This window comes from Novosphingobium sp. (assembly GCF_020852455.1).
Lineage (GTDB): Bacteria > Pseudomonadota > Alphaproteobacteria > Sphingomonadales > Sphingomonadaceae > Novosphingobium.
In genome coordinates this window covers 126,417-140,114 of sequence record NZ_JADZAT010000001.1, presented here as the reverse complement: position 1 = coordinate 140,114, position 13,698 = coordinate 126,417, and the positions used below count along the sequence as shown (strand labels likewise).

The following is a 13,698-nucleotide window of genomic DNA, read 5'->3' as shown; positions in this document are numbered from 1 at the left end:
GTGCATTTTCGTTCATTGCGCTGACAGAAACCGATGTTACAGTGTTACACGTAACGCAAGAGGGGATCACAGACATGCCGCGTAAATCGATGCTGCTCGCCGCTTCGCTGGTAACGCTTGCTACCGCCGCTGCAGCCGAACCGGGGATCGACATCACGATCTATGCCGACAACCAGGCGCTGGTTCAGGATACCCGCCCGATCACCTTCACCGGTGACCGGCAGAAGGTGGAATTCAAGAACGTCTCGGCCCAGATCCGCGCCGAAACCGCCAGCCTGGTCGCCAGCGACATGGCGATCATCGAGCAGAACTTCGACTACGATCTGTTGTCCCCCGCCAAGATCATGGAAAACGCGGTCGGCCAGACGATCACGCTGGTCCGCACCAACCCGGCGACCGGCGCTGAATCGCGTGAGCAGGCGGTGGTGCTGGCGGCCAATGGCGGCGTGGTGCTGCAGATCGGCAACCGGATCGAGGTGCTGCGCGATGATGGCCTGCCGGTGCGGGTGATCTTTGACAAGGTACCGCCCAACATGCGCGCCGATCCCACGCTATCAATCACGCTGCAGGGCAAGGCCGGCACGCGTGAGGCAGCGCTGCGCTATCTTACCCCGGGCCTCGGCTGGCGGGCAGACTATGTCGCGCTGTACGACGAGGGCAAGAGCACGATCGACGTCCAGGGCTGGGTCACGCTGACCAACAATTCGGGCACAACCTATGACAATGCCCGGGCGGTGCTCGTTGCGGGTAGCCCGCGGATGCTCAACCAGGGCTATGGCGGGCGCCGCGGCAATCCCGGCATGGTCGAGGCCGGAACCGAAAGCGGCACGCGCGAACGGCTGGGGGATTATTATCTTTACCCGCTGGCCGAACGCACCACAATCGCCAACCTGCAGACCAAGCAGGTCAGTTTCCTCGACGTTCACGGCGCCCCCGCGCAGCACGGCTATGAGATCCGCTTTGGCTGGCTGCAGACGAGCGAAACCCCGCTCAGCGCCGCGACGATGTACAGCTTCACCAATTCGGCCAACGGCGGACTGGGCGACCAGCTGCCGGCCGGGATTGTGCGGTTCTACATCAAGGATTCGCGCGGCCAGGCCCAGTTCATCGGCGAACGCGGGATCGGCCACACGCCGATGGGTTCCAAGCTGGCGATCAGCACCGGCGATGCTTTCGACGTGAAGGTCCAACCGGTTGTCGAGGCCCGCACCAAGGTCAACGATCGCCGCTGGAAGACCCAGATGCGCTATACCCTGACCAATGCCCTGCCCAAACCGGTGACGGTGAACATGATCCAGTCGGGCCTGTGGGGCGATACCAAGGTGGCCGAGGAAAGCCAGAAGAGCACACGCCGCGATGCCGATAGCGTTGTCTGGGCGGTTACCGTCCCCGCCAACGGCAAGACGGTGGTCACGGCCACGTTCGATTCGAAGTACTGAGGGCAGACCCATGCGCTGGCTGATCGCCATGCTGCTGTCCCTGATCGTGGCGTTGCCCGCTGCCGCGCGCGACGTTGCGGCCAGCGATCCGATCGACGTATCGGTGACGATCTACCGCGCGCCGTGGCGCAACGGCGGGTCGATCCAGCTCGGTTCGCTCGGCGGCTTTGCGGTAATCAACGAAACCCGGCGGGTCACGATCCCCGCGGGCAAGCACCGCCTGCGCTTCGAAGGGGTGGTGGACGGGATCATCCCGGCCAGCGCGATCGTGGCCGGGCTGCCGGGCGGCGTGATCGAGAAGAACCAGGATTCGGCCCTGCTCTCCCCCGCCGCACTGCTGCGTGCGGCGCGCGGCAAGGTGCTGTCGCTCAAGCGCACCGATCCGGCGACCGGCAAGCCGGTGCTGGTTTCGGGCGAGATCATTTCGGCCAGCGACCAGGGGGTGATGTTCAAGACCGCCGCCGGAACCGAAGCGCTGCGTTGTTCAGGCCTGGCGGAGACGTTCCGCTATGACGTGAATGCCGAGGGACTCGCGGCGCGCCCGACGCTGTCGGTGCTGACCAGCAGCGCTCGCGCGGTGACTGCAATGGTCACCCTGACCTATATCGCCGAGGGGTTTGACTGGAGCGCCAATTACACCGCGCAGCTCAATCCCGATGGCAAGACCATGGAGCTGGGCGGCTGGATCACCCTGGCCAATGGCAATTCGGTCAGCCTGAGCAACGCCCGCACCCAGATTGTCGCGGGCGGGCTCAACCGCGCCTACGTTGCGAAATTCGTCAACCAGCAGCCGCAAGCGATCGCCAGGTGCTGGCCGCAGCAGCGCACCCACGATGTGCCGCGCAAGCCGGAACGGCCCTATGAACTGGTCCAGCCCTGGCTGGGCGAGGACTATGAGACCTACGCCGATGCGGTCTCCGAGGAGAAGGGTTTTCGCGGACGCAACGCTGGAATTCCGCCTCCTGCGATGATGGTGATGGCAGCCCCGCCGCCACCTCCGCCGCCCCCTGCCCCGCCCCCGCCGCCCGAGCAGCTGGGCGACCTCAAGCTCTACCGTGTGCCGCAGCGCACCACGGTTGCCGCGCAGCAGATGAAGCAAACCCGGCTGGTCGAACAATCGGGCGTGCCCTATGAACGGATCTACACCGCGATGCTGTATCAGGCGCCGTGGGGCGGCACGGCCAACCTGAATGCCATAGCGCTGATCCGGACTGTCAATGACAAGGCACATAATCTCGGCCTGCCGCTGCCGGCAGGCTCGTTCCTGATCGGGCAGCAACAGTTTGGCCGGGCCATGCTGGTTGGCGAACCCAGCCTGAGCGACACGGCCGAAGACGAGAAGATCGAGCTCCTGCTCGGCCAGGCTCCGGACATCACGGTGGAAAGCAAGCTGATCTCAGTCTCCGGCAAGTCGGCGCTGTACCAGGTGACGGTGAAAAATGCGGGCGCACAGGCGGTGCCGTTCGAACTCCGACTTGACCTCAACGGGCGCAAGCTGGTGGCACCCAGCATACCGGCCGGCACCCGCAACGGTCGCCCGCTGTTCGAATTCGAACTGCCGGGCGAAGGCGAAATGGTGATCCAGTACACGGCCCGGTCGGATTGATCGGACATGCGGCGGTGCCTGGCCTTCCTGATAATCGCAGCGCTCGCCACGCCGACCTTTGCCGACGAGTTCAAGGCCAGCGATCCGGTCAAACTGGACGTCACGATCTATCGTGATCCCGATCGCGATTCAGGTTCGATCGAACTGCAAAGCCTCGGCGGTTTCGCCGTAATCACCGAAACGCGCCGGGTTACCATTCCAGCGGGCAAGCATCGGCTGCGCTTCGAAGGGGTGATCGACGGAATCATCCCCGAAAGCGCAATCATCACCGGTCTGCCCGGCGGAGTGATCGAAAAGAACCAGGATGCCGACCTGCTCTCCCCCTCGGCGCTGCTGCGCGCAGCCCGTGGCCGCAAACTGACCCTGTCCCGCACCGATCCAGCCACCGGCAAGCCAAGGCGGACCGCTGCCGAGATCGTTTCGGCCAGCCCGGAAGGCGTTGTCTTCAAGACCGGCCAAAGTTTCGAAACGCTGCGCTGCTCGGGCTTCGCCGAGACGTTTCGTTACGATGCCAGCCTTTCGGGCGTACCGTCCAAGCCAACGCTTTCGGTGCTCACCCGCTCATCGCGTCCGATCGAGACCACCGTCACGCTGACCTATGTCGCCGAACGGTTCGACTGGGGCGCAAACTATACGTTGCACGTCAACGAGGATGGCGAAACGATCGATTTTGGTGGCTGGATCACGCTGGCCAACGGCAATGCCTCGTCATTGGAGAACGCCCAGGTTCACGTCGTCGCCGGCCAACTCAATCGCGAGGAATACGAGCGTTTGGCCGGCAAGGATGACAAGGTTGTCGCCAACTGCTGGGCCATGCAGACCACCAGCGACATCCCGCTGAAACCCGACCGTCCCTACCAGCTGGTCAGGCCATACCGCTTCACCGGCTATGCCCGGGCCAATGGCGATATTGTGGTAACCGCCGAACGGATTCGTCAGTACAATCTGACTTCGCCGTCACCCATTACCGCCATCAACTCCGCCGAGCTTGAACAGCTCGGCGATCTCAAACTCTATCGGGTGCCGATCCCCAGCACGGTCGCGGCCCAGCAGATGAAGCAGGTGCGGTTGATTGACCTGACCGGCGTGAAATATGATCGGGTCTTTACTGCCAAAGCAGACCTCTCCACCTACGAGGATGACAGCGGCTGGAGCAATCCGGTTCTGTACCTGCGCATTCGCAACGACAAGGCGCACGGCCTGGGCCTGCCGATCCCCGGGGGGCAATACCTGATTGAGCAGGACCAGTTCGGCCTGACGATGGTGATCGATGAGGCCGGCGGCCGCGATCATGCAATCAATGAGGAAATCAGCCTGCAAGGGCCTGAAAACACGGACCTCTCTTGGCGGCAACGCCTGATAAACGAGCGCGAAGATGGCAAGGAAGTCATCCGCAGCTACGAGATCGAAGTCCGCAACGCTGGCAGCAAGACCGCAGTGTTCGAAGCCTGGCCGAGCGGCCCGCCAAACCTCATCCGTACCACCAGCTTGCCGCTGACCGAGCAGAACGGCCGCCGCATCTGGCGCCTGAGCGTCCCTGCCAATGGCACGGCGAAGTTCAGCTTTTCCGTCGTTCTCGAGTGATATCCACATCGCGTTGAAGTGCCGCTTGCAAAACTCTACTCATTTGATAGGCATATGACTCTACTGATTCAGTAGATAATTGGGAGAGTTCGTAATGCGTGTTCCTTCCCTTGCCCTCACTGCCCTTGCTTCAACCCTTTTGCTCACCGCTTGTGGTGAGAAGAAAAGCGAAGAATCTGCAGGTGCTCCGCCCGCCGCAGAAGCCGCGGCACAGGATGCCGCCGGTCCGGGAATCGATCGCTCGATCGCCCCTGGCGTCGCCTTCCAGTTCGATTACAGTTTCACCCTCCCCGCCAAGGCGATCACCGGGATCCAGCGTGAACATGCAGCCGCTTGCGCGCGGCTGGGCGCCGATCGCTGCCGGGTGACCGGCATGGCCTATGAACAGCCCCGCGAAGGCGAGGTTGAGGCCCGGCTCGATTTCCTGCTCGCCCCCGATATTGCCCAGGCCTTCGCCGCCGATGGGATCGCCGCGGTCGAAAAGGCCGAAGGCAAGCTCGATTCCGCGCGGGTCAACGGCGAGAACGCTGGCGACGCGATCAAGCTGTCGCAGCAGGACAGCGCCGGCGTCGAGGCCGAAATCAAGCGGATCGAAGCACGCCTGGCTGGACCCGGCCTGACCAAGAGCGAACGGGTTGAGCTGCAACAGCAGATCGCGGGCCTGCGTGAACAACTGCGTGGCAACGCCCAGGATCGCCGCGCCAAGGAGGCCTCGATTGCCTCAACCCCGGTCAGCTTCGCCTATGCCAGCGAGGGCCTGATTGGCGGCAGCGGCACCTTTGGCAAGGCCGCCAGCGCCAGCTGGTCCAGCGCCCAGTCCGCACTTTCGTTCGTGATGCTGATGCTGGGCATTGCCTTGCCCTGGGTAGGCATTGCCGCCTTGGCCGTTCTGGCCTGGCGCGCCTTGCGCCGGCGCAAGTCTCCCGTGGAGCCGGTCCGGCAGGACTGATGCTCCCCTCCCCCGCGCCGGCCCCACTCCCCTCCTGCCGGCGCGGGGGATTTGTCAGAGCTTCGACCGCTTGCTCTGCCCCCGCAACCAGGCACGCAGCACTTCTGGATCGACAATCCGCAATTGCCGGTAACCGGTTTCGACCAGCCCAGCCTGCTTCAGCACTTTAAGATGCTTGGACAGCGACATGACCGACGTGCCCAGCATGCTCGCCAGGTCTTCCTGAGTGCAATCGAACGTCGTCTGCCCGCCTTCGCGTTGCCACAAGGCGAGCAGGATCTTGGCCAGGTGAACGTCGCGTGGCAGGCTGCGCAGGTCATCGCTCATCGCCATTGATCCGCTCAAACGCAGGGCGGTAATCCGGTAGAGCGCACGGACGATTTCAAGATTGTTCTGAACCAGTTCAAAGGCATCGGCATCGTAGAGGTCTATCTCAACCTCGCCTTCGGCAATCGCGTCGTGCGAGCGGCGACGCTGGCCCAGCATGACCACATCGCCAAAATGCTGGCCGGCCCGGATCATGCTGACGAAGGTGTGTGAACCGTCCGCTTGCAGCCGCACAAGCCGGATCTGCCCCTTGACGACGATCCCCATTGCAGCCGCCAGATCGCCGCGATTGTGGATCAGCTCACCATGGCCATAGCTGCGCCGCTGGGCAATCTGCGCCAGCCAGCTCCGCGCGGGCGGGCTGATCAGATCGAGCAGGACTTCACCGGCCAGGGCTACCATTCGCGCGGCTTAGCACGAAATCCCAAAAAGTTTATATTCCTTCGCGGCAGCCTTGATTAGCACGGCCAGCGAACAAGGTCCTTTGGGTCGCTCCGAGCAGCAGAATTGCCGCATGGGGACTTTGGAGGGGGGATGCGGGCGTTCGGTCTAGGCTGGACGCCCGTATCATTTTAGGCGCTTGCAAAGCCGCCTGTGCGCTCTTATCGATCTTAACCGCACGATTAAGAAACGCACAGGGAGTTCTCATGGCCCGGTTTGAAGGCACCGCCAATTACGTCGCCACCGAAGACCTCAAGGTCGCCGTCAACGCTGCGGTGCTGTTGCGCCGTCCCTTGCTGGTCAAGGGTGAACCCGGCACCGGCAAGACCGTGCTGGCGCACGAAATTGCCAAGGCAACCGGCGCCCCGCTGATCGAATGGAACGTCAAGAGCACCACCAAGGCACAGCAGGGGCTTTATGAGTACGACGCCGTGGCCCGCCTGCGCGACGGCCAGCTGGGCGATGAACGCGTCCACGACATTTCGAACTACATCAAGAAGGGCAAGCTGTGGGAAGCCTTTACCTCGCCCCAGCTGCCGGTCCTGCTGATCGACGAAATCGACAAGGCCGACATCGAGTTTCCGAACGACCTGCTGCAGGAACTCGATCGGATGAGCTTCGACGTTTACGAAACGCGCGAGCGGATCGAGGCCAAGGAACGCCCGATCGTGGTGATCACCTCGAACAACGAGAAGGAGCTGCCCGACGCCTTCCTGCGCCGCTGCTTCTTCCACTACATCAAATTCCCCGATCGCGAGACGATGCAGGCGATTATCGATGTCCACTTCCCGGGTATCCAGAAAACCCTCGTCTCCAAGGCAATGGACGTGTTCTACGAAGTGCGCGACGTGCCGGGGCTGAAAAAGAAGCCCTCTACTTCGGAACTGCTCGACTGGCTCAAGCTGCTCTTGAACGAAGACATGCCGCTTGACGTGCTGCAATCGAAGGACCCCAGCAAGGCGATCCCGCCGCTCCACGGCGCGCTGCTCAAGAATGAGCAGGACGTCATGCTGTTCGAACGCCTGGCCTTCATGGCGCGGCGGCAGAACTGATAACGGCACTTTCGCCCTTCGGTTTTCCTACTGACTGGCCTTCTGCTAGTTCAATGAACCGAATGACAAACGCCAAGTCCTGAGAGCCAGATCGGAAATTTACATGTACCGCAGCCATGCAGCACATTTTCGCTCTGTTTTACAGATACCTGTGCATACCCAGCGGCGACATTTCGCACCGCATCGGGTGTGTATCCAGGTGTGCGGCTGAGGATCAGTCCCATGTTCTTCAACTTCGTCGATGAATTGCGCGCCGCCGGGATCCCGGCCAGTTTCAAGGAGCATCTGGTGCTGCTGGAAGCGCTCGACAAGGAAGTGATCGAGCAGACGCCCGAGGCGTTCTACTATCTTTCCCGCGCAACCTTTGTGAAGGACGAAGGCCTGCTCGACCGGTTCGACCAGGTGTTCAACAAGGTCTTCAAGGGTCTGCTGACCAACTATGGCCAGAACCCCGTCGATATCCCCGAGGACTGGCTGAAAGCCGTTGCCGAAAAGTTTCTCACGCCCGAGGAAATGGCCGCGATCGAGAAACTCGGTTCCTGGGAAGAGATCATGGAGACGCTCAAGCAGCGGCTCGAGGAACAGCAGAAGCGCCACGAAGGCGGCAACAAGTGGGTCGGCACCGGCGGCACATCGCCCTACGGCAATTCGGGCTATAACCCCGAAGGCGTGCGGATCGGCGGCGAGAGCAAGCACAAGCGCGCGCTGAAGGTGTGGGAAAAGCGCGAGTTCCAGAACCTCGATAACACGCGCGAGCTGGGCACCCGCAACATCAAGATCGCGCTGCGCCGGCTGCGCCGTTTCGCCCGCGAAGGCGCAGCGGAAGAGCTGGACCTTGAAGGCACGATCGAAGGCACCGCGCGGCAGGGCTGGCTCGACATCCGGATGCGCGCCGAGCGCAAGAATGCGGTCAAGGTACTGCTGTTCCTTGACGTCGGCGGATCGATGGACCCGTTCATCAAGCTGGTTGAGGAACTGTTCAGCGCCGCCACGGCCGAGTTCAAGAACCTGGAGTTCTTCTATTTCCACAACTGCCTCTACGAAGGCGTGTGGAAGGACAACAAGCGCCGCTGGAGCGAGCGGACCAACACCTGGGACATCCTCCACAAGTACGGTCACGACTACAAGGTGGTGTTCGTTGGCGATGCCGCGATGAGCCCCTATGAAATCACCCATCCGGGCGGTTCGGTCGAGCATTTCAACGAGGAATCCGGCACGGTCTGGATGCAGCGGCTGGCGCATGTCTATCCCGCCACGGTGTGGATCAATCCGGTGCCCGAAAAGCAGTGGTCCTATTCGCAATCGACCAAGATCATCAAGGAACTGGTCGGCGGCAACATGTACCCGCTGACGCTCGAAGGGCTCGACAACGCCATGCGCGAGCTGACCCGCAAGAAGCATTGAGGGGGACCAAGATTTGCTTGGCTTGATTGCCGGGCCGATCGGTCCACTTTGCAGGCATGACCAGCCAACGCCTCCCTGCCCTGTTCCTCGGCCACGGATCGCCGATGAACGTCATCACCGACAATGCCGAGCGCCGCGCCTGGCAGGCGCTGGGCCGGGCCTTGCCCCGCCCTGCCGCAATCCTGTGCGTCTCGGCCCACTGGGAGACCACAGGGGCGATCCACCTGACCGCCGGTGAGCATCCGCGCACGATCCATGACTTCGGCGGATTTCCGGACGAGCTGTTCCAGATCGAGTACCCTGCCCCCGGCGCTCCGGCGTTGGTTGAACGGGTGGCCGGGCTGCTCAACGGCTATCCGGTGGTGCGCGATGAAAGCTGGGGCTTTGACCACGGATCGTGGGGCGTGGTCCGGCCGATGTTCCCCGCCGCCGATGTGCCGATGATCCAGCTCAGCCTCGATCGGGCGCTGTCACCCGATCAGCATCTCGATGTGGCGGCAAAGCTGGCCCCGCTGCGCGATGAAGGTGTGCTGCTGGTCTCAAGCGGCAATGTGATCCACAACCTGCGCGAATACTTCCGAACCATGGGCACGCAGCCCGACTGGGCACTGGAGTTCCAGCTGCGGATCAACGCCGCGGTGCGCGAAGGCGATCACCGGGCGCTCACCAGCTTCGCGCCCGATGATCGCGCCGCCGCACTCGCAATCAACAGCGCCGAGCACTACCTGCCGCTGCTCTACACTGTCGGCGCGCGGCTACCCGGTGACGCCGTTGGCGTGTTCAGCGATACCATCGACGGGGCAATGTCCATGACCAGCTACCTGATCGGCGATACGGCACTGTTGAAGACCCTGGGCTGACACTGGCGCGATGGGTCATACCGGCATAGTCCGGCGGCAATGGATAGCCAGCTGCTGATCATCTGCCTGCTGACCGCAGCGATCAACCTGATCGGCACGCTGGCCTATTCGGCGCGGATTGCCGGGGTGCGAACCCGCCGCATCGCGATGAGCTTTGCCCTGTTCAACATCCTGGTGCTGGTCAGCCGCACCTCGAACAGTTTTCTGGGGCCGTTCCTGGCCAAGCGAATTGAAGTGCGGATCGCCAATGGCGGCGGCGAGCAGCTCTATGCCGACTTCCAACTGATCTTGCTTTCGGCCAGCCTGGCAGTGGCGCTGGGCATCGCTCTAGTCCCGACCGGGCAGCGGCTGTTCGCAAAGGCCATCGGCTATTTCCAGCAGCATCGCTCAACCGCGAAGATGGTGATGAAAACTGCCACCCCGACCGGGCTCAAGGCGGTGCGCGACGCCATGCACCCGCCTTCGCTGTCGCAGCTCAAGAACCTCCGGCTGGACAAGGGGGTCAGTTGGGGCGTGCTGCTGGCCAATTGCCTGGCGCAGGCATTGATCACCGTCGGCGTGGTCGCCTCGCTCTATGCCGGCTACCTCAATCCCGAATTCCGCGTCACCGCCAGCCAGCTTTCGGCAGTGATCAACGGTTTTGCGACGATCCTGCTGTTCGCGCTGATCGATCCACAACTGTCGGTAATGACCGACGACGCGGTTGAAGGCCGGGTCAGCGAGGCCTTGTTCCGCCGCACCATCGTCTGGATCAGTTTCAGCCGCCTGGCCGGCACGATCCTGGCGCAGGTGCTGTTCCTGCCCGCGGCGCAACTGGTGGCCTGGATCGCCAATCATGTTTGAACAAAAAGCCCGGATCCGCAGCTAGCGAACGCGCTGCGGATAGCTGCAACCGCCATAGTAGGGTTTGCAGTTCTTCGTATGCTCGCTGCACAGCTTCACTGCACGAGCCGTCGTTTCTTCCAGTTGCGGGCCGCGAGTCGTGATCGAATATGTGTCGCCGGATGCCAGTGCACCACATTGGTTGTAGTACAGGATTGAAATCTTGCACTTCTTTCCGCCGTAATTCTTGCAATCGGCGATCGCGGCCTTCTTGGCGCCCCCTTTGGAATCGCTTCCTTCGGCCCCGCCATAGATCCCGGCAACATTGTCGACTGCAATTGCCCCCCACCGGGTTGCCCAGGCTGGCCCGGAAGGAACGGGAGTGAAGTCCTGTTGGCTTGTACCGGACTCCGTCCCCATCAATGCGCAGCCGCTCCAGCCTGAATTGCCGCCGCCAACCGGATAGTACCCAGACGGGCAACTATGCTGTGCTTCGGCCCTGAAGCTGTAGGCTGCAATCAAGGCCAAGAGCGATACCAGGAAGGCAATTCGATACATGGATGCAGACCACTCCGATATGTGGCCATTCGTTTCCTGGCGCACGGCGCGCAATTATCGCGGTTTGAAGTGGCAGGGACCAGATTGAAATGCGTACCGGTTCCGAAATGTCGCCTGAATTGCGTCTCGGGACGGATCAACCGTGCCGGTCAAGCTCTGCATTGAGCCGTTTGCCAAGCTGCCAGTAGAGCGCCGCCGGAAGCAGCCCCAGCAAGGCTGCGCCGTAGAGCACATAACGCACCGAATCCGCACCGTATTCGGGCTTTAGCCAGTCCGACAGCATCCCGAAGAACAACGGCCCCAATCCCAGACCGATCAGGTTCTGCCCGAACAGCAGCAAAGCGCTGGACGTGGCGCGCTGGTGCAGCGGTACCAACCCCTGAGCCGAGGAATAGACCGGCCCGTAATAGAGCGAGTTGAGCACACTAGGGATCATCAGCAGCAACAGCGAGATCCGCCAGTCGGTCGATTGATAGGCCGCAATCGCGATCGGTACCGCGAGTGCCATTCCTATAGCGGGAGCCGTGACGATATGGCGGCGGTCGTGCCGGCCATAGCGATCCGCCAGCCAGCCGCCCAGCCAGGTGCCCAAGGCTCCGGCCAGTCCGCCCCACAATCCGAAGGTGAAGCCCACCTCGCCCGGCGACATGCCATAGCTGCGCTGGAAGAAGATCGTGGTCCAGGTTGCCTTGCCATAGGACAGGAACGAACTGGCCGATGCCCCGGCCAGCAGCAACAGGTATGCGGGCGAACGCAGCAATTGCCCCAATGCCGAAAACATCCCCACCCCGCCCTGGGTGGAAACCGGTCCAGCCTTGGCGCGTCCCTTGTCCTTGACCAGCAACAGCACGATTACTGCCATCACGATACCGGGCAAGCCAACCAGCGTGAAAGCCTTGCGCCACCCCAGGGTGTCAGCCAGATAGCCCCCGATCATCATCCCCAGCAACGATCCGACCGGGATGCCCAGAGCATAGAATGCCATCGCACCGGGTCGCCGATCCGGCGGAACGCGATCCGCGATCAGCGAATGCGCGGCTGGAGTACAGCCTGCTTCGCCGACCCCAACCCCGATCCGCGCCATCAACAGCTGAACATAGTTCTGCGCCAGTCCGCACAGCGCGGTCATACCGGACCAGATCGTCAGCGCCGCTGCGATCAGCCGCCCGCGATCGGTCGTCGGACGATCGGCATAGCGCGCAATCGGCAGGCCCAGAACAGTATAGAACAGCGCGAAAGCCAGCCCGGTCATCAGGCCCAACTGGGTATCGCTGAGCTTCAGATCGCGCCCGATCGGTTCGGCCAGGATGTTGACGATCTGCCGGTCGAGGAAATTGAAGATATAAACCACCAGCAGGACAAGGAGCATCCGCCGGACAGACGGATCAAGCCGCGAGCGCTGATCGTTCATCTAACCGAACACCTTGTCGATGCCGGGGGCCAGTTCGGTAAACAGTCTTGGTCCATCTGCCGTCATATAGAAACAGTCCTCAAGCCGCACGCCAAACTTGCCAGGAAGATAGAGCCCGGGCTCGTTCGAAAAGCACATGCCGACATCCAGCCGCGTTGATTCCAGGTGGACCAGGTTCACCGGTTCGTGCCCGTCCATCCCGATCCCATGCCCGGTGCGGTGAGACAGGCCGGGCAGCTTATAGCCGGGGCCAAAACCCTCACGCTCATAGTAAGTCCGCACCGCGTCATCGACCGCACCGCAGGCCACGCCGATCTGCGCGGTTTCATGCGCGATCTGCTGCCCCTGACGGACGATGCCCCACACCCGGCGGAGTTCGGCGCTGGGCTCCCCAACCACAAACGTGCGTGAAATGTCGGAGCTGTAACCGTGCACCTGACACCCGCAGTCCATCAGCACTACTTCGCCTTCGCGCACAACCTGGCGCTGGCGCGAACCGTGCGGATAAGCGGCCGCCTCGCCCAGCAGGACCAGTCCGCCATCGGCATCACCGCCCTGCTTGCGGGTCGCGGCGACAATCATCGCAACGATATCGCCCGGGGTCATCCCCACCTGCGTGCGCTTGGCCGCATAGCGCAGCGCATTGAGCGTGATGGTATTGGCGACCTGCATCAGCGCAATCTCGGCTGCAGTCTTGCGCATCCGTACAGCGCGGATCTGATCGGCAGCCGAGACGACAATCGCTGCTGGCAAGGCCGATTCCACACCGGCGTGGATGAATTCGCGCACGGTTTCTTCCAGCCCGATAGTTCCGCTTCCCAGCTTGCGCTCGCGCAGCCAGTCCGCGATCACCGCAAACGGGTTGTCATGCTCGTTCCAGGTGCGGATCTGGGCCGGCACGGCCAGCATCTCGTTGATCGATGGCGCTTCGAAATAGGGCGTTACGATCAAAGCCTCGCCATCGCGCGGAATGACGACCGCCGTAACCCTTTCGCTGCGCCACCACTGGATCCCGGTGAAATAATCCAGGCTCGACCCGGCTTCGATTATAACTGCACCGATTCCAGCCTTGCGCAATTGCACCTGCAGTCGCTCGATCCGGCCGATCCGTTCTGCGCGGGTGATTAGCTTGGCAGCTTTCGTCAGGTCAACCAGCCCGTCATCGTCGGCGGCTATGGCGGGAATGCCCAGCCCGGCCAGTAGCGCCGTACCGCCCATCGCCAACATTGCACTGCGCCGGTCCAT

The 13,698-nt window shown here is 62.4% G+C and carries 12 protein-coding genes; 8 read left to right on the top strand and 4 right to left on the bottom strand.

Translation table 11 applies throughout. The annotated features are described in order from the left end of the window. Positions 1–74 precede the first annotated feature (74 nt). The 4 genes from IT549_RS00565 to IT549_RS00550 all read left to right on the top strand — a co-directional run bounded on the left by IT549_RS00565 (position 75) and on the right by IT549_RS00550 (position 5,578). Positions 75–1,439, top strand: a complete 1,365-nt coding sequence (locus IT549_RS00565; protein WP_292969133.1) for a DUF4139 domain-containing protein — start codon at positions 75–77, stop codon at positions 1,437–1,439. Between the two features lie 10 nt (positions 1,440–1,449). Beyond that, the gene (locus IT549_RS00560) at positions 1,450–3,045 is read left to right on the top strand and encodes a hypothetical protein (RefSeq protein WP_292969130.1); all 1,596 of its coding nucleotides are present in this window, start codon (positions 1,450–1,452) and stop codon (positions 3,043–3,045) included. 6 nt (positions 3,046–3,051) lie between these two features. Then, positions 3,052–4,629, top strand: coding sequence for a hypothetical protein (locus IT549_RS00555; protein ID WP_292969128.1), 1,578 nt, complete (start codon positions 3,052–3,054; stop codon positions 4,627–4,629). Between the two features lie 139 nt (positions 4,630–4,768). Next, entirely contained in the window at positions 4,769–5,578 is an 810-nt protein-coding gene (locus IT549_RS00550) for a hypothetical protein (protein WP_292969126.1), read from the top strand. A 54-nt stretch (positions 5,579–5,632) separates the two neighbouring features. On the opposite strand, the gene IT549_RS00545 is transcribed toward IT549_RS00550, so the two are convergent. Beyond that, on the bottom strand, positions 5,633–6,307 hold the full coding sequence (locus IT549_RS00545; protein ID WP_292969124.1) for a Crp/Fnr family transcriptional regulator: 675 nt from the start codon (positions 6,305–6,307) through the stop codon (positions 5,633–5,635). A gap of 245 nt (positions 6,308–6,552) precedes the next feature. Here IT549_RS00545 and IT549_RS00540 point away from each other — a divergent pair, with 245 nt between their 5' ends. The 4 genes from IT549_RS00540 (at position 6,553) to IT549_RS00525 (ending at position 10,505) form a co-directional block, all read left to right on the top strand. Next, a complete protein-coding gene (locus tag IT549_RS00540; protein ID WP_292969122.1) occupies positions 6,553–7,398 on the top strand; it encodes a MoxR family ATPase in 846 nt (281 codons plus the stop codon). A 222-nt stretch (positions 7,399–7,620) separates the two neighbouring features. After that, a complete protein-coding gene (locus IT549_RS00535) occupies positions 7,621–8,802 on the top strand; it encodes a VWA domain-containing protein (protein ID WP_292969120.1) in 1,182 nt (393 codons plus the stop codon). 56 nt (positions 8,803–8,858) lie between these two features. Beyond that, positions 8,859–9,662, top strand: a complete 804-nt coding sequence (gene ygiD / locus IT549_RS00530) for a 4,5-DOPA dioxygenase extradiol (RefSeq protein WP_292969118.1) — start codon at positions 8,859–8,861, stop codon at positions 9,660–9,662. A 39-nt stretch (positions 9,663–9,701) separates the two neighbouring features. Further along, a complete protein-coding gene (locus tag IT549_RS00525) occupies positions 9,702–10,505 on the top strand; it encodes a lipid II flippase Amj family protein (RefSeq protein ID WP_292969115.1) in 804 nt (267 codons plus the stop codon). Between the two features lie 21 nt (positions 10,506–10,526). On the opposite strand, the gene IT549_RS00520 is transcribed toward IT549_RS00525, so the two are convergent. From IT549_RS00520 to IT549_RS00510, 3 genes are all read right to left on the bottom strand, one after another. Next, a complete protein-coding gene (locus IT549_RS00520; RefSeq protein ID WP_292969261.1) occupies positions 10,527–11,087 on the bottom strand; it encodes a DUF4189 domain-containing protein in 561 nt (186 codons plus the stop codon). A gap of 91 nt (positions 11,088–11,178) precedes the next feature. Continuing rightward, positions 11,179–12,453 carry an MFS transporter gene (locus tag IT549_RS00515; protein ID WP_292969112.1) on the bottom strand — a complete coding sequence of 425 codons (1,275 nt, stop codon included), beginning with the start codon at positions 12,451–12,453 and terminating at the stop codon, positions 11,179–11,181. Beyond that, entirely contained in the window at positions 12,454–13,698 is a 1,245-nt protein-coding gene (locus IT549_RS00510; protein WP_292969109.1) for a Xaa-Pro peptidase family protein, read from the bottom strand.